The 22,534-nt window shown below is 65.8% G+C and carries 14 protein-coding genes; 6 read left to right on the top strand and 8 right to left on the bottom strand.

Features of this window, described 5'->3' with window-relative positions:
- Positions 1-2 precede the first annotated feature (2 nt).
- Complete coding sequence (locus FA87_RS18470; RefSeq protein ID WP_036109272.1) at positions 3-1,553, top strand: DHA2 family efflux MFS transporter permease subunit; 1,551 nt, start codon at positions 3-5, stop codon at positions 1,551-1,553.
- 120 nt (positions 1,554-1,673) lie between these two features.
- Here the strand turns inward: FA87_RS18470 and acpA are convergent, their stop codons facing one another.
- The gene (gene acpA, locus FA87_RS18465) at positions 1,674-3,353 is read right to left on the bottom strand and encodes an acid phosphatase (protein ID WP_043696627.1); all 1,680 of its coding nucleotides are present in this window, start codon (positions 3,351-3,353) and stop codon (positions 1,674-1,676) included.
- A gap of 333 nt (positions 3,354-3,686) precedes the next feature.
- On the opposite strand from acpA, the gene glnA reads away from it, so the two are divergent.
- From glnA to FA87_RS18450, 3 genes are all read left to right on the top strand, one after another.
- Positions 3,687-5,099, top strand: coding sequence for a type I glutamate--ammonia ligase (glnA, locus tag FA87_RS18460; RefSeq protein WP_036109277.1), 1,413 nt, complete (start codon positions 3,687-3,689; stop codon positions 5,097-5,099).
- 156 nt (positions 5,100-5,255) lie between these two features.
- Positions 5,256-6,047 (top strand): glutaminyl-peptide cyclotransferase, encoded by a 792-nt coding sequence (locus tag FA87_RS18455; RefSeq protein ID WP_043696624.1) that lies wholly within the window; start codon positions 5,256-5,258, stop codon positions 6,045-6,047.
- A gap of 147 nt (positions 6,048-6,194) precedes the next feature.
- A complete protein-coding gene (locus tag FA87_RS18450) occupies positions 6,195-7,382 on the top strand; it encodes a porin (protein WP_043696621.1) in 1,188 nt (395 codons plus the stop codon).
- Between the two features lie 14 nt (positions 7,383-7,396).
- On the opposite strand, the gene FA87_RS18445 is transcribed toward FA87_RS18450, so the two are convergent.
- From FA87_RS18445 to FA87_RS18415, 7 genes are all read right to left on the bottom strand, one after another.
- Positions 7,397-9,046: an alpha/beta hydrolase gene (locus FA87_RS18445; protein ID WP_043696618.1), complete on the bottom strand. Its 1,650-nt coding sequence runs from the start codon at positions 9,044-9,046 to the stop codon at positions 7,397-7,399.
- A gap of 16 nt (positions 9,047-9,062) precedes the next feature.
- Positions 9,063-10,697: an alpha/beta hydrolase gene (locus FA87_RS18440; protein ID WP_043696615.1), complete on the bottom strand. Its 1,635-nt coding sequence runs from the start codon at positions 10,695-10,697 to the stop codon at positions 9,063-9,065.
- 42 nt (positions 10,698-10,739) lie between these two features.
- Entirely contained in the window at positions 10,740-12,479 is a 1,740-nt protein-coding gene (locus FA87_RS18435; protein WP_043696612.1) for an alpha/beta fold hydrolase, read from the bottom strand.
- 134 nt (positions 12,480-12,613) lie between these two features.
- Entirely contained in the window at positions 12,614-13,390 is a 777-nt protein-coding gene (locus tag FA87_RS18430; RefSeq protein WP_043696609.1) for a 3-hydroxybutyrate dehydrogenase, read from the bottom strand.
- A 40-nt stretch (positions 13,391-13,430) separates the two neighbouring features.
- A complete protein-coding gene (locus tag FA87_RS18425; protein WP_043696606.1) occupies positions 13,431-15,608 on the bottom strand; it encodes a glycoside hydrolase family 3 N-terminal domain-containing protein in 2,178 nt (725 codons plus the stop codon).
- A 153-nt stretch (positions 15,609-15,761) separates the two neighbouring features.
- Entirely contained in the window at positions 15,762-18,248 is a 2,487-nt protein-coding gene (locus FA87_RS18420) for a response regulator (protein ID WP_052191443.1), read from the bottom strand.
- Positions 18,249-18,304: 56 nt separating this feature from the next.
- Positions 18,305-19,114 (bottom strand): hypothetical protein, encoded by an 810-nt coding sequence (locus FA87_RS18415; RefSeq protein WP_043696604.1) that lies wholly within the window; start codon positions 19,112-19,114, stop codon positions 18,305-18,307.
- Positions 19,115-19,423: 309 nt separating this feature from the next.
- On the opposite strand from FA87_RS18415, the gene FA87_RS18410 reads away from it, so the two are divergent.
- Together FA87_RS18410 and FA87_RS18405 are read left to right on the top strand one after the other, a co-directional pair.
- Positions 19,424-20,188: an ABC transporter ATP-binding protein gene (locus tag FA87_RS18410; RefSeq protein ID WP_043696601.1), complete on the top strand. Its 765-nt coding sequence runs from the start codon at positions 19,424-19,426 to the stop codon at positions 20,186-20,188.
- Positions 20,185-22,530: an ABC transporter permease gene (locus tag FA87_RS18405; protein ID WP_043696598.1), complete on the top strand. Its 2,346-nt coding sequence runs from the start codon at positions 20,185-20,187 to the stop codon at positions 22,528-22,530. The genes FA87_RS18410 and FA87_RS18405 overlap by 4 nt, the downstream gene beginning before the upstream one ends.
- Positions 22,531-22,534 lie beyond the last annotated feature (4 nt).

Below are 22,534 nucleotides of genomic sequence, written 5' to 3'. Positions count from 1 at the left end.
CGATGGCTGGGCAGAACGGCAACGGCGCATCCCGGCCGCCGCTCACCGGCGGTGCGCTGGTCCTGCTCACCGCGGGCGTGGCGCTCGCCACGTTCATGGAGGTGCTCGACATCTCCATCGTCAACGTGTCGGTGCGCACCATCGCCGGCAACGTAGGCGTGAGCAGCAACGAAGGCACGATGGCGATCAGCGCCTACTCCATGGCCAGCGCGGTGATGCAACCGCTGACCGGCTGGGTGGCGCGTCGCTTCGGTGAAGTGCGGACCTTCATGGTGTCGGTGATGCTGTTCGTCGTGTTTTCCGCACTCTGCGGATTTTCCACGTCGATGCCGATGCTGATCGTGTTCCGCCTCCTGCAGGGCGCGGTGTCGGGTCCGATGGTCCCGCTTTCGCAGACGCTGCTGCTCAACAACTACCCCGTCGCGAAGCGGCCTATCGCGCTGGCGCTGTGGGCAATGACCGTGGTGGTCGCGCCGGTCTTCGGCCCGATTCTCGGTGGCTGGATTACCGACAACTACCACTGGTCGTGGATCTTTTTCATCAACATCCCGGTCGGCATCTTCGCGGTCGTCGTCACCTATGCGCTGCTTCGCGACCGCGAGTCGAAAGTCACGAAGATGCCTATCGACGCGGTCGGCCTGTTCCTGCTGGCCGTCGGCGTGGGCTGCCTGCAGTTCATGCTCGACAACGGCAACGACGACGACTGGTTCAGTTCGACGACCATCGTCGTACTCGCCATCGTGTCGCTGGTCTGCATCACCTTCCTGGTCGCATGGGAGCTGATGCACAAGCATCCGGTGGTGGAGCTGCGCCTGCTGGGCCGGCGAAACTTCTTCGTGGGTGTGCTGTGCCTTTCGCTGGGCATGTTCGCCTTCTTCGGCGGTACGGTGGTCATGCCGATGTGGGTCCAGGAGGTACTCGGCTACACGGCCACCTGGGCGGGCTTCGTCGTCGCTCCCATCGGCATCCTGGCTATCGTGCTGTCGCCTATCGTCGGCGTGTTCCAGAGCAAGTTCGACCTGCGTCTGCTCAATACGATCGGCTTCGCGGTGTTCGCTGCCGCATCGTTCTATATGTCGACGCTGAGCACTAACGCGCCGTACAGCGAGCTGGCCATCCCGCGGCTCTGCATGGGTGCGGGTATCGCGCTGTTCTTCGTGCCAGTGAACCAGATCATCCTCTCGGGCATGCCCGATGAGGAGGTCGCGAGCGCATCCGGGTTGTCGAACTTCTTCCGCACGCTGGCAGGCAGCATCGCGACGGCCGTGAGTACGACGATGTACTCCCATCGCACGACGTATCACCACGCGGTGCTGTCGGAGAACGTCGTCGAGGGCAGCCGCACGACGACGGAGTACCTCGATCGCTTCCAGGCACTTGGCGTGCAGGGCCCGACCGCCAACGCGGCGCTCAACCGCATCGTCGACATGCAGGCGGCGACGCTGGCGGTCAATGACGTGTTCTGGGTCTTCGGCCTGATCTTCGGTCTGGCGATGATCGCCATCTGGTTCGCGAAACCGCCTTTCGCGTCGGGCGGTACACCCGGACACTGAGGGTCCGGGCTGTCGCCAGCAGGCGGGGCTCCTACGAGCAGGCTGGCTCGCGCCACTGCCGACGTCCCGAGGTCAGGGCTGCTGGGGATGCTCCGGTGGGAGCCAACCCTGTCGGCGATATCATGTCGCCGAAAAGTCCAGCGTTTCAGTAAGATCACCAGCCGCCGGTCCACCCGCCGCCACCATCGCATCCTCACGCATCTTCAGCCCCGGCAGCTTCTCGAGCTTGAACCGGCGCGTCAGGAAGCGGGCGATGGATCCGGTGTCATAGATCGTGTGCTCGACGTGGCCCTTCTTCGCATACGGCGACACGACCAGCGCGGGAATGCGTGTTCCCGGACCCCAGCGATCGCCCTTCGGCGGAGCGACGTGATCCCACCAGCCGCCGTTCTCGTCGAACGTGATCACCACCAGCATGTTCTTCCACTGCGGGCTCGTGCGCAGCGCATGTACGACGTTGGCGATATGACGATCGCCGGCTTCCACGTCGGAGTAGCCGGCGTGCATGTTGAGGTCGCCTTGCGGCTTGTAGAACGCCACCGGAGGCAGCTTCCCAGCCGCGATGTCCGCAAGAAAATGATTCGTCGCCGCCGTCTCGCCAAGACCGCCATCGCGCAGATGCTTCTTGCGCGCTTCGGTTCCCGGAGCCAGTGTCACGAAGTAATTGAGCGGCTGGTGATGTGGCTGGAAGTTCGGCGTCTGCGGGAAGCTGGCATCGTCACCGTCGCCCTTACCGTCGAGCGCGGCCTGGAAGCCGCCGCCATACCAGGCCCAGTCGACATCCTTCGCCGAGAGTACGTCGCCGATGTGTTTATGCTTCTGCGGCACCAGCGTGTTGGCGCTGGTGGCGTCGGCAAGCAGCGGATTCTTGCGATCGACGTTGAAGCCCGGCGAATAGGGCGGACCGATGGTGTTCACCGCCCAGAAGTCCGGGGTCAGCGTATTGTGGTGCGCGAATTTGGGTTTGCCGTCCATCGCGCTCTTCGGCGATTCCTCGTCCATCTTCAGGCGATGGTCGAGCGGGTCGCCGCTTTCGGTGACCGCGATGTTGAACTGCGCGGGGCTCTTGTCGGCGCCCGGATAGAACGGCGGTTGCGCGGCGACGAGGTACTGGTGGTTGAGGAACGAACCGCCAAAGGCACCCATGAAGAAGTTGTCGCACAAGGTGAACTGCGAGGCGATATTCCACAGGCGCAGGTGCACGGGCGCGCTGGCATAGTGCCCCATGGTCAGCGCACCGTTGTCACCCCACGCGACGAAGCCGTCGTTCTTGCCGCCGTTGATCTGCAGCTGGTTGTTATAGAACGCGTGGACGAGGTCGCGCGTTACCAGACCGTGCGGCAGCGGGGTGCCGTCGCCGGTGTGGAGTGCCCACGGCGCGTTCGGCAGGCCGGTAATGTCCTTTTCGCCGATCTTGTACGTTTTATGGTCGACGACCTGCTCGTGCGGCACGAGCCCGCCCCAGATGGGTGGCAGGGTCTTCAGCGGGGTCCCGTCGCGGTCCCGCTGGATCAGACGTTCTGGCGGAACCTCGCTCAGCGGCTGCTGCAGACCGGGGAAGTCCCCGAACAGATTGTTGAAGCTGCGGTTTTCCGCGTAGATCACGACCACGTTGTCGATGTGCTTTTCGAGCAACGTATCCAGTGCGGCACCGGTCGGCGCAGGGCCAGCCGCCTTCTTGCCGGCCGCGGTCACCTCGCTTGCGCCACCCAGCGCGAGCATGGCGCCGGTCGTGGCCATGCCGCCCAGCAACCGGCGTCGCGCGGCGTCCGGGGTGTCGTTATCGGTTTTCTTGGTCATGGAGCGGCTCTGCGTGCGCCGGCCCGGGGAAAGGCGGCGGTGTGGGAGGGGCGAGGCCCCCGCTAGGGACCGAAGCGTAAACGATGCGGGCGGCTCGGGAAAACGCAGCGGCGTAGGAAACGATGGAGAAACGCTCGCGGACCTCGCGTCGATGATGGCGGATCGGCCGGAATGGTGCGTGAGCGAGAACGATGCACCATGATGGTGCATTTGCACATCTTCCTCACGCCCGTTCTATGATGGGAGAGCTTGATTCCGGCGCCCCGTCGATGGCGGATACGCTGGCATAGCGATTGCTACACGCATTCCGCCCACACCCATTTCGAGGTTTGTATGTCCGCCGCTTCCAAAGTGCTGAACCTGATCCAGGACGAGGAAATCGAGTTCGTCGACCTGCGCTTCGCCGACATGCTCGGCAAGCACCACCACGTCACGTTCCCCGCCCACGCCATCGACGAGAGCACGTTCGAAGACGGCAAGATGTTCGACGGCTCGTCGATCGCCGGCTGGAAGGGCATCAACGAGTCCGACATGGTCCTCATGCCGGATCCGGAGACCGCCCACCTCGACCCGTTCAGCGCTCACAAGCAGCTGATCGTGCACTGCGATGTGCTCGAGCCGAGCACCATGCAGGCTTACGGTCGCGACCCGCGCTCCATCGCCAAGCGCGGCGAAGCCTTCCTGAAGTCGACCGGCATCGCCGATACCGCCTTCTTCGGCCCGGAACCCGAGTTCTTCATCTTCGACTCGGTCCGCTGGCAGAACGACATGGGCCGCGTGTTCTACGAAATCGGCTCCGAAGAAGCGGCCTGGTCGTCGCGCTACAAGTACGACGGCACCAACAGCGGTCACCGTCCGGGCGTGAAGGGCGGCTATTTCCCGGTCAGCCCGGTCGACAGCCTGGGTGACCTGCGCGCCGACATGTGCAAGGTGCTCGAGTCGCTCGGCCAGGTGGTCGAAGTGCATCACCACGAAGTCGCCAACGCGGGCCAGTGCGAGATCGGCACGCGCTTCAACACCCTGGTGAAGAAGGCCGACGAACTGATGACGATGAAGTACGTCATCAAGAACGTCGCCCACCAGCAGGGCAAGACCGTGACCTTCATGCCGAAGCCGATCGTCGGCGACAACGGCTCGGGCATGCACGTGCACCAGTCGCTGTCGAAGAACGGCGAGAACCTCTTCGCGGGCGACCTCTACGGTGGCCTGTCGCAGACGGCGCTGTGGTACATCGGCGGTATCTTCAAGCACGCCAAGGCCATCAACGCGTTCGCGAATTCGACGACCAACAGCTATAAGCGTCTGGTCCCGGGCTTCGAAGCGCCGGTCATGCTCGCCTACTCGGCGCGTAACCGTTCGGCATCCTGCCGTATCCCGTACGTGTCGAGCCCGAAGGGCCGTCGTATCGAAATCCGTTTCCCGGATCCGATGCAGTCGGGCTACCTGACCTTCACCGTGCTGATGATGGCCGGCCTCGACGGCATCCTGAACAAGATCGACCCGGGTGCACCGGCCGACAAGGATCTCTACGATCTGCCGCCGGAAGAAGAGAAGAACATCCCGCAGGTCTGCGCCAGCCTCGACGAAGCGCTCGCCGCGCTCGACAAGGATCGCGACTTCCTCAAGGCCGGTGGCGTGTTCACCGACGACTTCATCGACGCGTACATCGCGCTGAAGATGCAGGAAGTGACCCGCTACCGCGCGAGCACCCACCCGCTCGAGTTCCAGATGTACTACGCGATCTGATCGCGAGAGCGACGTTCGGGTGAACGAAGGGGCGCCTCGGCGCCCCTTCTTTTGTTTCTCGTGGGCGAATGGGCGCGATTTTGCGAGCCGCCGCCGCCCCTTGATCGTGGCGAAACTGCCGTTAGGATGCCTGCAGTTCACTCACAGGCATCCGGCATGACAACCTCTCCGATTCGCGTGGCGGTCCTGGCCGCGTTTGCGTGGCTGGTCGGATGTGGCAGTGTCGCGACGGCCTCCGATATTCCCGTGTACGGCTACACGGTGGTGCGCACCTACCCGCACGATCCGAAGGCTTTTACGGAAGGGCTGTTCTACGACGGCGGTTTTCTCTACGAGAGCACGGGCGAATACATGGGCTCGGGCGTGCGCAAGGTCCGGCTCGATACCGGTGAGGTCGCGCAGCATCTCGACACCCCGCCCGGATACTTCGGCGAAGGCATCATCGTCTCGGGCGACCACCTGTTGCAGCTGACCTGGCGCGATGGTGTCGGCTTCATCTACGACCGCAAGACCTTCGCGCCCGTTGGCAAGTTCAGCTATCCAGGCGAAGGCTGGGCGATGACGCGCGACGCGAAACATCTCTACATGAGCGACGGCACACCCACCATCCGGGTTCTCGATCCGGTCACCCTGGCGCAGACGGGTCGCATCGACGTGACAGCCGATGGCGTGCCACTGCGCATGATCAATGAACTGGAGTGGGTGAAGGGGGAGATCCTCGCCAATGTCTGGCAGACCGAACGCATCGCTCGTATCGATCCGAAAACCGGGCACGTGACCGGCTGGATCGACCTCTCGGGGCTCGTCGACACGAGCCGCATGGATGACCCGGCCGATGACGTCCTCAACGGCATCGCCTACGACGCGGCCCACGATCGCCTGTTCGTGACCGGCAAGCGCTGGCCAGCGCTCTTCGAGATTCGACTGAAACCGAAACGTCCGCGCTGAGTGGCACCGCGGTAAACAGCGACCGCCTTCAAGTAAATACGATTCAGGCCGATCATATTCGCAAGATCTGAGGATATTCTTATATCCGTTGTATAGTCTTACGAATAACGCCCGGCTGTCCGCCGGGAGCCTCGGGAGGGGACCCGCTTGAAGACCATCATCCTCGGCGCGCTGGCGCTGATCGCTCCCGCCTACGCGCTCGCCGCCGACGTACCCGCCACCAGCTACGACTGGCGAAGCAACTGGCCGACCCATCACGTTTTCGCCGACGGCACGGATCTCGGCCTCACGCTGAAATACCAGTTCGACCTCGACCGCTTTTCGCACGACGAAGGCACTTACGAAGACGCGCAGACCAATCGCCGGAAGGAGTTCGGGTTCTTCGTACGCAAAAAAGGTGTCTACGACGCGACGGTCGTCTTCGACTTTCAGGCGAAGACCTGGCTGGATACGTTTTTTCGCGTGCAGAGCAAGGCGCTGCTCGGCGACGACTACGGCGCGCTACGCGTGGGTTTCATGAAAACGCCCGTCGGCTTCGAGGGCAACACCAGCACGGGAACGACGTCGTTTCTGGAATCCTCGCTGCCGATGCAGGCGGTGTACGCGAACCGACGCCTCGGTATCGACTGGGCTCTGACCCGCAAGCAGTACCTGATACAACTCGGCTACTACCACGGCGGCAACCTGCAGGGCGATCTCGACGGCCGCATGGTGGCAGGGCGCGCCGCATGGACGCCGCACAACTCGCCGGGCGACGTGTTGCACCTTGGCCTGTCCCTTTCGCGCGAGACACCTGACGGCACGACGGACGGACGCGGGCGCTACACCCCGCCGAACATCCGTCTGCGCGCCTTGCCCGAGGCCGGCCTGATCACCCAGCGCCTCATCGATTCCGGCACGCTCAGCGTGGCCGACCATGTCGATCGCCGCGGTCTCGAAGGCCTGTGGATCGGGGGGCCGTGGTCGGTTCAGAGCGAATACCTCGACGCCCGCGTCAAGCTGGTCGACAAGCCCGCCTTCATCGCACACGGCTGGTACGCGTTCGGCAGCTGGGTGGTCACCGGCGAGTCGCGCACCTATAACAGCGGCAACGTCGCCGATGTCGTTCCGAAGGGGCCTTGGGGCGCACTCGAATTCCTCGTTCGTTACAGCACGCTCGACCTCGACGACGGCCCGGTGCTGGGCGGTACCGAGCACGACTGGACGTTCGGTGCGAACTGGTACATCACGAAATACCTGAAACTCCAGGGCAACTACGTCAGGGCGACCAGTGACCGGCGCGACCTGCGCATCGACCCGCACATCGTCGAGGTGCGCGCTCAGATCATGTTCTGAGCGCGCTTTCCAGATCAGAGCCGTGCGTCATCCCACTCATACGACGCCGTGAGATCTTCGTAAGGCTCGCCGGGCACGAACGCGCACGCCGTCTCCCTGTCCGGGCCTTCGGGGAGTCGGCCCTCCAGGAGATACGCCATGGCGGCCTTCTCCACGCACGGTGTCGCGGACTGAGCCAGCAGGCCGTGCTGTGAGCTGCCCTTCGCGACGACGAGCCGACTGGAAGGGAATCGGGCGAGCATCGCGCGCGCACCGATCAGTGGCGTCGATGCATCATGCTCGGACTGGATCAGCAGGAAGGGAGCACGCGTTTCGAGCACGCCGAAGTCGGGGCTGCGCGCGACCCGCGCCGGCCAGGCCGCACAGGTCAGCTGGTCGAAAATCTGCGAGCCGTCAGCCTCGGTGTAAGTGAATGCATCGCGGTCCGCGCGGGCGCGAATCTTCGCCTGCATCGGCTCCCAGGATTCGTCGTTGCACATCACCGCGAGGTTGAGCCACTCGCCGTGACGGTCGACCAGCGAGTCATGCCGATGCGCGTTGCCGTGGCGCCCCCGGACCTGGCCCGCCACGGTGCTCGCACCACGCTGGGTGAGCTCCAGCGCGGCCTGTCGTATCGCACCGTCTGTCGCGGCATCGAGGCTGAACCGGTTGGCAGCCGCCAGACTCTGCAGGCTTCGCCAGTTGCGCCAGCCGGATGCCTTGACCCACCTGTCCATCGTCATCGCGGCGGCGAGATGGGCGGGACTGATCAGCGCATCGTGCCATGCGGGCCTCAGCTCGTCGGCGAAGCCACGGATCGCGCCCTGGAGTTCGCCGGCATCGCTTACCTGCCCATAGCGCCATGGCTCGTGCAGGATGGGAGCCAGCACGCGTTTTTCGAAGGCATCCTGCTGCGCGTCATTCGTCAGCTCCATGGCGGTGCGGTAGCCGCGGTGGAACATCAGAGACGAGTCGAGCAGCATCCTGCCCATGCGCTCCGGGTAAAGTGCCGCATACGTCGCACCCACCCGGCCCCCGTACGAGATCCCGTAAAAGTTCAGCGTGTCGTCGCCCAGCGAAGCGCGGACGGCGTCCATGTCCCTTACGTGCTGCTCCGTACTGAGGTAGGCGGTTTCGGCGTGCACCGAACACGCGTTGGCTTGCGCGCGCGCATCGGCGATGGCGCGCTTCCAGTTGGCGTCGTCGCGATGTGCCGGCAGGAAGTGACGTGTCGGTGCGACCGCGTCGCACTCGTAGGTCCAGCCGCCCCGGAGTCCGCGAGGAATCACCGCGATGAGATCGAAGCGTTCGAGAAGTCGCCGTCGGTCGCCGTGCAACGGATCGGACGCTTCAACCGCGCCGAATGCCGCGGCCATCGACGCGACGAAGGCCGCCGGTTGCCCGCCGGGGCCACCCACATTGACGAATAACGCTCCTTCGCGTTTGAACTGATCCTCGGCGGCGATCCTTACGACGCCGACTTCGATGGTGCGTCCATCCGGCCTGAGATGATCGAACGGCATCCGCGCCTTCCCGCAGTGCAGCCGCTCACCCAGTTCGGGCCAGGTGCCGCCGGTAAGCTCGGCCGGACAGCTGGCCCACGTGATGAACGGCACGCGCGCCAGCAGGGTAGGCGAGGCGACGGCGCCGAGCAGCGCCAATGTCAGGGGTAACAGGGTTTTCATGATCGTCCTTGATCCGTCATCGGAATTCGTCGTGCGTTGCGGGCGTGGCCGGCGTCGACGCGGGCACCGGCGTGTGTGGCAGCGCGGACAGGGGATTCTCGTTGGTACCCTCGCAATACGACTCTCGCGACTCACTGTCGGGGAGGCTGCCGTCGAGGAGATACCGGGCCACCGTTCGCTCGATGCATTGCGATGTCGTGAAGTTGAACACGCCGTGCACCGATGAGCCGCGAGCCGTCAGAAGCCGGGCATTGGGATAGCGGTCGAGGAGATTTCTCGAACCCTCCGCTGGCGTCGCCACGTCATGCTCGGACTGAAGCAGGAGAAACGGCGGCGCCTGCTCCACACGCGTGAGGTCCGGCAATCGTGCGGTGGCATGGGGCCAGCGGGAGCACACCAGTTCTTCGAGAATGTCGTCACCGTTCGAGTGCAGGTACCGCGCGGCGCCGTTTACAGCGCGTGCGCGGATCTGGTCATCGGAGAACGCCCAGCGCGAGTCGTTGCAGCCGACGGCAAGACGGACGGAGTCGCCGTCCTGTCCGGCGTCGAAGCGGGGGACGGTGGGTGCCGGCGCGAAGTAATGTGCCGCCAGTTGCATCGCGGCCCAACGGATACCGCGATCCAGCGAGGCGTCCGCGCTGAAGGTCTGGCGGCGGATACGGCCTTCGAGCTTCGACTGCGACTCAGGCTCCGCTTCGCGGATCCAGCCCGCGATCCACAACGCGGCCGCCAGCCGTGGCGTCGAGTCGAGGAAGGGATACCACATTTCCCTTGTACGTCCCGGGAGGTCGTCGAACGACGAGGTGATCGCGGACGGGTCGTCCGGGAGGCCATAAAGAACGGGATCGGCGACGATGGGCGCGAGCGCCTTCTGGAACTGCTTTCGCCGCGCCGTCTGCGTCATCTCCATCGCCGCACGGAAGTCGTGGGTAAAAAGCATGGGCGAGTCGAGCAGCATGCGACCGACACGTGTCGGGTACATGGCGGCATACCAGCCCCCGACCCTACCGCCATACGAGATGCCGTAGAAATTCAGCGAGTCGTCGCCCAATGCGCGGCGGACCATGTCCATGTCGTGGACGTGTTGTTCGGTACTGATGAAGCGTGCTTCGGGTGGCGCGGCGCATGCCGACGATTGTGCGTTGGCCTCCTCGATGACTTTCCGCCAGTTGTCGTCGTCCAGGTGGCTGGGCAGGAACGCATAGCGAGGTGGTAACCCGGTGAGGCACCGGTACTCCGTGCCACCGCGAAGCCCGCGAGGAATGACGGCGATCATGTCGAAACGCTGCGCCAGACGATATTTGTCGGCGGTGTCAGGATCGTTGGGGTCTTCCTGGCTCCACCCGCGGGCGATGGCCACGAGGAGCCTTCCCGGGTGGGCTCCGGGCCCTCCGGTGTTCACGAACAGCGAACCTTGCCGCTGGTCGGCGGCGGCGGCGCGTATGCGCACGACGCCGACATCGAAAAACCGGCCGTCCGGTGCCATATGGTCAAGCGGTGCCCGCAGCGTGCCGCACTGCAATCGGTCACCCAAGGCCGTTCCGCCGGGTCCCACCAGATCGGTGGTGCAATCGGTCCAGGCGATCTGTGGGTTCGCGAAGCTGGCCAGCGGAAGCAGGGCCAGTGCGAAGGCCGTGAATCGATGTTTCATCATGGTCGTCCTTTACAGATGGAAAACGGGCCGTCATGGCCTTCAATGGGATGTCGAGCGCGGGGATGGATAGAGTCTCGGCTTCTGCCCGAACAGGCGATCGAGACGGTCACGCCACTGCTGTACGCGAGCGGTGTCCGTGAATCGGGTCACCTGGGGTGTAGCGGATGTCGGCGCCGGCGCGCTCGCGCCATCCACCTGGCATTCGGTCAGCTGTTCGGTGGGCTTTCGCCCATCGAGCAGAAAACGGGCTCCGGTACGCTCGACGCAGGCTTCGTCGGTCAGCGTGAACACCGAGTGGCGGTCGCTGCCTCGCAGTACCAGCAACGAAGCATTGGGCAGGGCGTTGACCATCCTCAGTGCGCCGGACACCGGCGTCACCGTATCGTGCTCGGAAGCGATGATGAGGATCTGGCCCGCGCGCGCCAGTCGCTCGACGGGGGGCTTCACCGCATTCGGACCCGGCCAGAACACGCATGCGTTGACCAGGTCGCCACTGCGGGCGGCGGGGTAATCCCGCGCGTAGCGCGCAATGGTTTCGTGCCAGATACCGGCGTCGCGTGTTCCAGGTGTGTCATTGCAAGGCACGGCGACGAGCATCGCGGACATGGCCGGAAGTGGGGAAGGCGTATCGTCGGCGGCGGGGGTGTAGAGCGCCGCCAGCATGCGCGATGCTTCGGCGCGGATTCGCTGGTTGACCTCCGCGTCCGGATGAAGCACGTCCGTCGCGATTCGCGTGGCCATCGAATCGCGGTCGAGCTCAGGCTGGACACGCAGCCACTCGGACATGGCCAGCGCCGCTTTAAGGCTTTCAGGCGAGCGGTATTCTCCCGTCCATGTCCGCTGTACGCGATAGGGCATCGTCGCGAGAACGCCGCGGACGGCGGCCTGGTCCTCGCCCAGGCCGTACAGCGCGGACGCGGCCACCGCGGGGTTGACGACGAGCCGGTCGAAGCGCTCCTGTTCCGCCTGCGCGGTAAGCAGGAAGTTTTCCTCCATGGACGAGGTGTAATCCATGGACGAGTCCAGCAACATCCGACCCACCTTGTCGGGATAGGTAGCCCCGTACCACGCGCCGAGCCACGTGCCGTACGACGTGCCAAGGTAGTTGAACGTGCTTTCGCCCAGGGCCCGACGAACGAGGTCGAGGTCGTACACGGTCTGTTCGGTGCTGATGTACGGGTGAAGCGGGTCCGCGCGACAGGCGTCCGCGAGCCGGCGTTGCAACAGGTCCCACCGGGCGATATTGCGCGGCGTGCGGTCGAGCAGGATGGAGCGGGCGTCGGGAAACTCTCCCGCGCAGGTCAGAGGCGCACTGCCCGGCATCCCCCGGGGCACCACGGCGACCAGATCGAACGCATCGGCCATGCGCTTCTTCTCGCCGTGCACGCGGTCGTCCGGCTTCGCGTGCATCCAGATCGCGGCCAGCATCGCGGCGAACTGCCTGGGATCGCCGCCGGGACCGCCCGGATTGACGAAGAGCGTGCCCTGGCGCTTCGCGGCATCCGCCGCCGCTACGCGGAGAACGCGAAGACGGATGCTGCCGTCGGCGGGACGGTGGTGATCGCGGGGAGCGCTCACCGTGCCGCAGCGTAGCCGGTCGCCGAGCAGGGTATGGATCGCCGGGTCAGCATCCTGATCCGTGCATGCCGACCACGTGATGCCCTGGGTGGCCACCGACGGCACCTGATAGACCGGTGACGGGGCGACTTGTGCGGCGACCGGGAGCGCGAACGCGGCGAGCATGCCGGCCGATGAAGCCAGCGAGCGTAATGGTGTCATGAGGACGTCCTTGGCCTGGGTGGCGGAAAAGGACGCTCACGTTAGTGAAGCGGGATGTCGGGTCGTATCAGCCTCATGCCTGCATGGGGCCGGTGCTTCCCGACGGATCATGTGGTTGCCGGCCGTCGTTCCGCTTACTGCATATGCCAGCCGTGCGAGACGAGGAGCGACTGACCGGTCAGCGCATTCGACCCGAAGCCCGCAAGGAACAGTGCGGTGTCGGCGATATCTTCCAGCGTCGTGAATTCACCATCCACCGTGTCGCGTAGCATGACATCGCGGATGACGGCGTCTTCGCCGATGCCCAGTTCCTTAGCCTGCTCGGGGATCTGCTTCTCGACCAGCGGTGTACGCACGAAGCCTGGACAGAGGACGTTGGCACGAATGCCATGGGTGGCGCCTTCCTTCGCGACGACACGCGCAAGCCCGAGCAGGCCATGTTTTGCCGCCACGTAAGGCGCCTTGAATTTCGAGGCGACGTGCGAGTGAGCCGACCCCATCAGGATGATGGATCCGCCGCGACCGGCATCGATCATCTGGCGCATGGCCGCGCGCGTGGTAAGGAACGCGCCGTCCATGTGGATGGCGAGCATCCGCTTCCAGTCGGCGAAAGCAAAGTCGACGATCGGCGCGATGATCTGCACACCCGCGTTGCTGACCAGGATATCGACCGGACCCAGTTCACGCCGCGTGCGCGCGAAGCCCTCGTCGACCTGTGCCTCATCGGTGACATCCATGGCCATGCCGATGGCGCCGTGGCCCATCGCGTCGGCCGTCTCGGCCGCCTTGTCGGCGGCGATATCGGCGACCACGACACGCGCCCCCGCGTCGGCATACGCCGTGGCGATGGCGCGACCTATACCGCTGGCGGCGCCGGTGACGAGGGCGATCTTGCCGGTGAGGTCGTGCATGGCGCGCTCCGCTTCGAGGAAGAGGGCGCCATTATGCCGATCAGGCTGGGTCGAGCATGAACGTGGCCGGTTCGCCCTGGGCGGACGAGCCCGCGATCCAGACGTGGAACTCACCCGGCTCCGCTTCGAACGTCGTGCCGTCGCGATGGGTGAAAGCGAGATCGCGGCGGGTCAGCTCGAAGGAGACTTCTTCGGAGGCACCTGGAGCGAGCAGGATCTTGCGGAACGCCTTCAGTTCACGCACGGGCCGCACGCGACTGGCGACACGATCGTGGATGTAAAGCTGCACCACCTCTTCGCCGGTGACGCCACCGGTATTGGTCACCGTGGCGGAGACGACAATGGTTTCGTCCCAGCGCACGCGGGCCTTCACGCGTGGCGCGTCGTAACCGAAGGAGGTATAGCTGAGCCCGTGGCCGAAGGGGTACAGCGCTTCGAAGGTGACTTCGCGATAGCGCGCCTTGAACGCGGGCGGCTGATCCGCCAGTTCCGGGCGGCCGGTGCGCAGGTGATTGTAAAAGTACGGCTGCTGGCCCGCGTCCTGCGGGAAACTCACCGGAAGACGCCCCGCCGGGTTGTAATCGCCGAACACGACATCGGCGATCGCCGGGCCGGTCTGCGTACCGAGGAACCACGTCACCAGAATGGCCGAGGCGCTGCGCACGGCACCGGTAAGGGCCAGCGCGCGACCGTTCTTCAGCAGGACGACGACCGGTGTACCGGTGGCGGCGACGGCCTCGGCCAGCGCCTGCTGGGCGGGCGGCACGATGATCTGCGTACGCGACTGCGCTTCACCGGAATAGACCTGCGGTTCGCCGATGGCGAGGAGAACGACGTCGGCACGTTTCGCCGCCGCGACAGCGGCATCGATGCCGCCGTCGATCGCATCTTCGATGCCGCTGCCGGCGACCACCTCGAGCGAGCCCGCATCGTCGAGAGCGGCACGCAGGCCGGCCTCGATGGTCACGTACCGAGTCTTGTCGCCGAACAACGTCCAGCAGCCTTCGATGTTGTCGACATCGGTACCGAACGGACCGATGAGGGCGATCTTCTGACCCGCCTTGCGCAACGGCAACACGCCGTCGTTCTTCAGCATCACGATCGAGCGACGCGACGCATCGCGCGCCAGCTCGTCGTGCCCGGCCCGCTTCGACGTATCCGCTTCGGCCACGGCATCGAGCGAGCGGTAGGGATTGTCGAACAGGCCGATCGCCTGCTTCACGGTGAGCACCCGACGGACGCCTTCATCCAGCACGTCCATCGGTACCTCGCCCTTTTCGACGAGGTCGGGCAGGTTCGCCGCGTAGAAGCCGCTCTGCATGCTCATGTCGACACCCGCGACGAAGGCGAGACGCGTGGCGTCGCGTTCGTCGGCGGCAAAGCCATGCGCGATCAGTTCCATGTCGGCGGTGTAATCGGAAACGACGAGGCCTTCGAAACCCCATTCACCGCGCAGGATGTCGGTCATCAGTTCGCGGTTGGCCGATGCGGGTACACCGTTGATGTCGTTGAACGCGCTCATGAAGGTCAGCGCACCGGCATCGACCGCTGCCTTGAAAGGCGGCAGGTGCACGTCGCGCAGCGTCTGCGGGGAGATATCGACGGCGTTGTATTCCATGCCGCCCGCGACCGCGCCGTAGGCGGCGAAGTGCTTCGGCGTGGCAAGCAGCGAATCGTCGGCCTTGAGGTCGGCGCCCTGGAAACCCCGCACACGCGCGGCGGAGAACGCCGAGCCCAGCACCACGTCTTCACCCGCACCCTCGGCCACACGTCCCCAGCGCTGGTCGCGCGCGATGTCCACGGCGGGAGCGAAGGTCCAGTGGATGCCGGCGGCGGTGGCCTCGACGGCCGTCACGCGCGCGGTGCGCTCGGCGAGGTCGGGCTCGAACGTGGACGCCTCACCCAGAGGAATCGGAAATACGGTGCGCATGCCATGAATGACATCGGCACCCAGCAGCAGCGGAATACCGAGGCGGCTTTCTTCCACGGCGATGCGCTGCGCCTCGCGGCCCTCGGCCGCGCCGACGCCGTTGAACAGCGAGCCCACGCGGCCCGCACGGATCTGTTCGCGAACCTCCGCCGCACCCAGCGCATTCGCTTCCGGGTTGATGTCGGGCGCGAACGGACGCAGGGCATCCGCAAAGCACCCGAGCTGGCCGACCTTCTCTTCGATGGTCATGCGGGCGATCAGGTCTTCGATGCGGGGATCACGGTTCATGGGTTCTGCCTTGAAAGCGAAGTGGACGCGTGAGGGCGCGTCAGGCGGGCAAGGATACTGGCATCGGCCCCGGAAGTGGGTACGTAAATGCCGTTACATGTAAACGATTACGTCGTTGCGCCACAATGTGTTGAGGCGCACGGATCGCGCCGCTCAGCCGGATGGAAACAAGCGGCTGACGGCCTTGGTCAGTGCCTGTGAGCCATACGGTTTGGCCAGCACGGCGCTGCGCTCATCGTCGGGAAGACCGGCCGTACCGGCATGGCCCGTGGCAAAGATCACGGCCAGGTCCGGAAAGCGCTGGCGCAATGTCGCGGCGAGCTCGATGCCGGATATGCCCGGAAGCCCGACGTCCGTGATGACCAGGTCCGCCGCTTCCTGGTCGAGCAGGGCGGTGGCGCGCGTGCCGTCGCCGGCTTCGCGGACGTCGTGGCCGCGCAGTTGCAACATCTCCACGACCGTGGTGCGTACCAGCCAGTCGTCTTCGACGACGAGGATGCGGAGAGCCTTGGTGGCTGCCGGTGTGGGCGCCGCGACCGAAGGGGTTGCCGGGTCGCCGGCATGGCGCTGCGCCTGCGCGGCGAGGATCTGGCGCAGCTTGCGACCCAGCGTTTCCCGCGTATAGGGTTTGCTCAGCAGCTCGACCCCTTCGTCGAGGCGGCCGCCGTGCACGATCGAGTTCTCCGTGTAGCCCGACGTGAACAGCACGGCCAGCCCCGGAAGACGCTCGCGTGCCTTGCGGGCCAGTTCCGGGCTTTTCAGCGGGCCGGGCATCACCACGTCGGTAAACAGCAGATCGATCGGAATACCGCTGTCGACGATCGAGAGTGCGCTCTGCGCGTCGCGCGCCTTGAGTACGCGATAGCCCAGGTTGGCGAGCAGGGCGACGACGGTATCGCGTACCGCTTCGTCATCCTCGGCGACGAGGATGGTCTCATGGCCGCCCGTCACCGGACCGGCATCGATGTCGACGATGATGTCCTCGGACTGCGTGGTTCGCGGCAGATAGAGCTTCACCGTCGTGCCCTCGCCCGGCTCGCTGTAGACCTTGATGTGGCCGCCGGACTGTTTGACGAAGCCATAGACCATGGAAAGGCCCAGACCGGTGCCGCGACCTTCCGGTTTGGTGGTGAAAAACGGTTCGAACACCTTGTCGACGATGGTCGCGTCGATGCCATGGCCCGTGTCGGTCACCGCAAGCAGCACGTACTGGCCCGCGGTGACGTCGCCGTCGTCGAGCGAACTGACGTATTGCGCGTCGAGATAGGCGTTGCCGGCTTCGATCGTGAGCCTGCCCTGGCCGTCCATCGCGTCGCGCGCGTTGATGGCGAGGTTGAGCAGGGCATTTTCCACGTTGCCCGGGTCGATCAGGGTATTCCACAGGCCGCCGGCGACGATCGTCTCCACCTCGATGGCTTCGCCCAGCGTCCGCCGGAGCAGGTCGTCCATGTTGCGGATGAAACGGCCGATGTTGACCACCTTGGGCGCGAGCGGCTGTCGCCGGCCGAACGACAGCAGCTGCGATGCGAGTTTCGAGCCTCGCGCCACGCCCGCCAGGGCGTGCCGGACGCGTCGCTCCGCACGCTCGTTGCCGCCGACATCCTCGGCCAGCAGCTGCAGATTGCCGCTGATGACCTGCAGGAGGTTGTTGAAGTCATGTGCGACGCCGCCGGTCAGGTTGCCGATCGCTTCCATCTTCTGGCTCTGGCGCAGCGCGTCCTGGGTGCGCAGCAGCTCGGCGGTGCGCTGGGTGACACGCTCCTGCAGCGTCGCGGCGAAAGCGGCGAGCTCGGTTTCGGCCGCTTTCCGCGCGGTGATATCCATGACGATGCCGATGAAGCGGCGGCGCGCCTGACCCGGGCGCGCGATGACTTCCCCACGCCGTGCGATCCAGCGGACCTCGCCCGTGAGGGGATCGATGCGCCGGTATTCGGTGTAATCGAGCGGGTTCGCCCGATCCAGCCGTTGCGGCGCGGCCTCGTGGCGATCGTCGGGATGAAGCAGTTCGCCCAGCATCGCGTCGGTGACGATACCTTCGGCGGGAAGGCCCCAGATGCGGCGGTATTCCTCTGACACTTCGAGGCGACCGGTCTCGGGAAACCACTCGAACGAACCGACGCCGCCGGCCTGCTGGGCGATGCGCAGACGCTCTTCGACCTCCACGCGCCGGGTCGTTTCCTTGATCACCACCAACACGCCACCGGCAACGCCGGAGGTATCCACCAGCGGGCTGAAGTCTAGGTGCAGCCAGGCGTCCTCCGATTCGCCGGAGCGATCGAGCACGACATGCTGATCGCGATAGGCGAGCGTGCCGCCGGCCAGCACGACGTCGAGGACGTTCCGGTTGAACTCCGCCAGTTCGGGCCATGCCTGCACGATCGGCCGGCCCAGGACCTCGGGATGTCGCACGCCGGCAATGGCGCGGTAGGCGTCGTTATAGAGAAAAACGCCCTCCGGTCCCTGGAAGATCGCCATTGGCGCGTCGGCGCGCAGCATGGCGGCGAGCGCATGCCGAAGGGTCGGCGGCCACCCGTGGATGGGTCCGAGCGCGGTCGCCGACCAGTCCAGATCGCGGATCAACCGCCCCAGTTCACGGTCGTGCGGAAGGAACCAGGACGAATCGGTCGAGGGGACAGCCATGCGGCGAACCTTGGAAGGAGATCGGGGCGACGCCGGATGGTAACGCGCCAGCGCACTCAGGTCGTGGCGCGCTGGACCACATCCATCATCGCCAGCCACATGTCGCAGTCCCCGTCGCTGGCCAGATCGACGATGAACGCACCGATCGCCAGCAGTGCGAAGCCCTTGCGCATGGCGCCGATCGCGCCGGCGATGGCGGCCGTCTTGCGACCGAGCAGGCGTCCGGCACGCTCCAGAAAGCTCAGACGCTGGGCGATGCGGCGCACTTCGGAGGCCACGGCGGGTTCCATTGCGACCGCCTCGTCATGGATCAGGCACGTAAGGACATCCATACGGCCCGTAAAATACGGACCTACCCCCGTAGTGAACATCACCCAGTCACGTGCCTGGGCCTGCGACAGGCTCATGATCTCACTCGGGTCTTCCTCGAAGTCGATGAAACCGACGCCCGAGTCGCCCACGGTGATGTTCCGCGCGAACGCCTGGCCGAGATAGCCGCCGTGCCGATGGAGCTCGCCGATCGCCCGCGCGGTTTGCCTGACCAGCACATCGGCATCGTTGGCACTGGTGAGGCGCTTCAGCCGATGCGCGAGCGTGGGGCCCATATCGCTCAGGATCAGGCTGCGCGGGCCCTCGCCCAGGATGCGGGGCACCGGTGCCCCGCAGGCGCTGAGCGTCTGCAGCCGCCGGGCCTCCACGGCCTTGGCCGCCTCACCCGCATGGCGGGGCGGCGAACGCAGCGCCTGGAGATCCAGGCGAGTGACCAGGCCGTTCCACAATGTGACGAGCGCCGGCCGCAGCCAGCCATCCGGGTCGTAGCGCTTGAGCCAGGCGACACGGCCACCAAGAGAAAAACGTTGAACCATCGAGAGAACTCCGTACCAGCGCTGGCGGGCCGCCCCCGCTGGCGACCCCGCGCATTCCGATTGCCGCGGACAGAATTCCGCGTTCCTCCCCATAAGCCAATTCTAAGCTTTGTCATAAAGGACGGCTACCGGCCCCGGGTATGAGCAGCCCTTACCAAAGGCTGAGTGAGGTCCCGTCCCCGCTGGGGATCACCACGCAAATCCGGCAATACGCCCGCCATCGTTTGCATCGCACGGCTCGGTGACACGACAACGTGAAGTTGGCGCGCTAGTCTCGGAGTCCCCCCGCACGAACGCAGGAAACGCGTCATGGAACCGCGTGCGAACTCCCCCGTGATCGCCATGCGCGGCATCGCCAAGGTGTTTCGTGCCGGAAGCATCGAACACCATGCGCTCACCGACATTCACCTCGACGTCCGCCCGGGGGAGTTCCTCGCGATCGCCGGGCCGTCGGGATGCGGCAAAACGACGCTGCTTTCGCTTATGGGCCTTCTGGACCATCCCAGCGGGGGTGAAGTGCGTTTTGAAGGCGTGAAGGCAGGGCAGCTTGGCAGGGTGGCACGGTCGAGGCTGCGCAACGAGCGGATCGGCTACGTCTTCCAGGCGTTCAATCTGATCAGCGACATGGATGTCTTCGACAATGTGGCCTTGCCACTGACCTATCGCAGCGGCATCGGGCGGCGGGAGCGTCGCGAGCGGGTCCTGCGGGCGCTCGAAGACGTCGGCATGTCGCACCGCGTGCGTCATTACCCGGCCCAGTTGTCGGGTGGCCAGCAACAGCGGGTCGCGGTGGCGCGCGCCCTTGCCGGGGATCCCGCCATTCTGCTGGCCGACGAACCCACGGGAAGCCTCGATCTTGCCAGTGGCGAACGACTCATGGCGCTGTTGGGACGCCTGCATGCCGAAGGCCGGACCATCTGTGTCGTGACCCACGAGGAGCGGTTTCGTGGAGCCGCCGACCGCATCGTCAGGCTGCTCGACGGCCGACTGGTCGATGAGACGAGCTACGCCGAGTGGCAGAGAGAGGCGGGGTCCGGACTCGACGAGCGGCAGCTTGCGGGCTCGCTCCCGTGAACCGCGGAAGTGGGGCGCGCGTCGGCTTTCTCGCGCTTGCCGCGATCACCCTGTCCCTAGGGATCGCCGCCTTCACCGCGGCGCTCACCCTGGTCGATTCGCTGCTGTGGCGGCCGCCGCCTTTCGCGGACGTCGACCGTCTTGCCGTTTACGGTGCCAGCTACCGCGGCGATCCGACGCGCGTCGCATCGCCGCGATTCGTCGGGGCGATGGACGGCCTTGCCAGTGTCGAATCGCGCGGCGCGACGCGTCTTCCCCGCGCCGTGAACCTCGTCATGGGTGAGCAGCGGTGGTTGCTCCAGGGCCAGCGTGTGGACCCGGGCTTTCTCGCAACGCTCGGGGTCGCGCCCGCCGCGGGGAGGAATCTCACCGACGGCATGGGCGCCATGGTGTCTTTCGATTTCTGGCGTCGCCACGGGGGCGGTCTCCCGTCGATACTCGGGCGGGAGGTTATCGTCGACGGGCGCCGCATGCCGGTGATCGGCGTCCTGCCGAAGGGGTACCGGTTTTTCCAGGATGTGGACGTGGTCCTGCCAATGCGTGTCTCCGGCTCGGCAGACGACGCGGCCGACAACCTGATCGCTGTGGCGCGCCTCCGGCCGGGCGCCACGGTCGACGCCCTGTCGTCCGAGGTCGCCGGGCGCACGGCCCGGGAAGCGAGTCGTCACCCTCTCGATACCGGCGCCGACGCCGACGTGGGGGCGACGCCGCTGGCGCTCGTTCTGGTAAGAAACGCCAGGGCTCCACTGCTCGGCCTGATGGCCTGTGCGGGAGGCGTTCTCGCGGCGGCGGGCATCGCACTGTCGAATCTCATGCTCGGGAGAGGTCTCACCCGGTCACGCGATACCGCGATACGCATGGCGCTTGGAGCGCGTGGGCTTTCACCCTGGTCGTCCACCGTGAAGGAAGCGCTCGCCATCGGTGTGCTGGCCGCAGGCCTCGGCCTTCCTGCCGGCGCACTTATCGTGCAGGCGTTTCAGGATGTCGTCCCGGAGACGTGGTTGAGCAGCGCCCTGCCGATCGAGACATCTCCCCGCGTGTATCTGACCGCCACGGCGGTGGACGTGGCTCTGGTGCTTATGGCCGCTGTTTCCGGCATGGTGCACGACAGCCTCGCCGACCTCCTGCGCGAGCGTATCGCGGTGGACGGGCGTCATGGGCTGGGAAGGCTGGCGCGGGCAACCCGCATCGGCTTGATTCTGGTTCAGTCCGCCTTTGCCGGTGCGCTGCTGGTTTTTGCGACGGTGGCGGTCGCTCGCCTCGTCAGCCTCGAAAAAGTCGCACCGGGCTTCGATGCGAAAGGCGGTACGTTTGTCCCGATGCACCTCGACGTCTCCTCCTATCCGACGCGCGACCACGTGCTCGCCATGCTCGACGACCTCCGCCGGGGCACGGATGGAACGCCGCTGAGCGCGCCACCCGGCTTCACCAACCTGCTGCCCCGAGGTGACGGTCTGGTCATGCCCTTCCTCGACGCGACGGGTCGCCGCCACTTCGTCCGCTTCGCCGTCGTGACGCCGGGCACGACGGAAGCGCTGGGCCTCACGCGCCTCGCGGGCCGTGCCATCGACGATAACGACCGGGCCGGGGCCACGCCGGTCGCCGTCGTGAACACGACGTTCGTGCAGACCATGGGCGGGACGCTCGGCGGCTTCGTCCGGTCCGATTCCCGCCTGGCGGTGACGCCACCGCTGCGCATCGTCGGCATCGTCGCGGACACACGCGTGGCGGGACCGTCGGAGCGTGCGGTCGCCACGGTGTTCGTCCCGCTCAGCCAGGTCGATCCTGCCATCTATGCGTTCATTCGCCGCCTGATGCCGATGTACGCGGTGTGGCGGGTGCCGGCCGCCGAGGAGCGACGCAGCGAAGAGGCGTTCGCGTCCCGACTGCGCGAGGTGGCGCCTTTTGTCGCGGCAGGCGCGTACCGGCGGCTTGCCGACCTCGTGGGTGAACCGACGGCGGAGGCGCGGCGCAACGCGAATCTGCTCGCCGCCGCGGCACTTGCCGCCCTGGTCCTGGCGACCGTGGGTCTGTATTCGAGTCAGTCCGTCGATCTGGCTGTACGCCACCGCGAATTCGCCCTGCGTACGGCGCTGGGCGAACCGCGACGGCGACTGGTCCATGGCGCCATCACCGGCTATTTCCTCGCCGCTGTCGCCGGCGCGGTGCTCGGGTCTATCGCGGCCGTGCTGACGCGTCCATGGCCACAGGTCGAGCGTGTCGACGCCGTGGCGGTGGCAGCCGCCGTGCTCGTATTCATCGCCGCCGCGCTCGTCGCGATCGCACGTCCCGCATGGTGGGCGGCTCATCTTCAACCACTCCCCATCCTGCGTGGCGGCTGAGTGT

This window comes from Luteibacter sp. 9133, assembly GCF_000800155.1.
In the GTDB taxonomy this organism is placed as follows: Bacteria; Pseudomonadota; Gammaproteobacteria; order Xanthomonadales; family Rhodanobacteraceae; genus Luteibacter; species Luteibacter mycovicinus.
The sequence above is the reverse complement of the archived record's forward strand: the minus strand, read 5'-3'. Positions and strand labels throughout refer to the sequence as shown.

Bases quoted from the DNA above. Each gene is read 5' to 3' on its own strand.
- FA87_RS18470 (WP_036109272.1), top strand. From the start codon at position 3: ATGGCTGGGCAGAACGGCAACGGCGCATCCCGGCCGCCGCTCACCGGC.
- acpA (WP_043696627.1), bottom strand. From the start codon at position 3,353: ATGACCAAGAAAACCGATAACGACACCCCGGACGCCGCGCGACGCCGG.
- glnA (WP_036109277.1), top strand. From the start codon at position 3,687: ATGTCCGCCGCTTCCAAAGTGCTGAACCTGATCCAGGACGAGGAAATC.
- FA87_RS18455 (WP_043696624.1), top strand. From the start codon at position 5,256: ATGACAACCTCTCCGATTCGCGTGGCGGTCCTGGCCGCGTTTGCGTGG.
- FA87_RS18445 (WP_043696618.1), bottom strand. From the start codon at position 9,046: ATGAAAACCCTGTTACCCCTGACATTGGCGCTGCTCGGCGCCGTCGCC.
- FA87_RS18440 (WP_043696615.1), bottom strand. From the start codon at position 10,697: ATGAAACATCGATTCACGGCCTTCGCACTGGCCCTGCTTCCGCTGGCC.
- FA87_RS18435 (WP_043696612.1), bottom strand. From the start codon at position 12,479: ATGACACCATTACGCTCGCTGGCTTCATCGGCCGGCATGCTCGCCGCG.
- FA87_RS18430 (WP_043696609.1), bottom strand. From the start codon at position 13,390: ATGCACGACCTCACCGGCAAGATCGCCCTCGTCACCGGCGCCGCCAGC.
- FA87_RS18425 (WP_043696606.1), bottom strand. From the start codon at position 15,608: ATGAACCGTGATCCCCGCATCGAAGACCTGATCGCCCGCATGACCATC.
- FA87_RS18420 (WP_052191443.1), bottom strand. From the start codon at position 18,248: ATGGCTGTCCCCTCGACCGATTCGTCCTGGTTCCTTCCGCACGACCGT.
- FA87_RS18415 (WP_043696604.1), bottom strand. From the start codon at position 19,114: ATGGTTCAACGTTTTTCTCTTGGTGGCCGTGTCGCCTGGCTCAAGCGC.
- FA87_RS18410 (WP_043696601.1), top strand. From the start codon at position 19,424: ATGGAACCGCGTGCGAACTCCCCCGTGATCGCCATGCGCGGCATCGCC.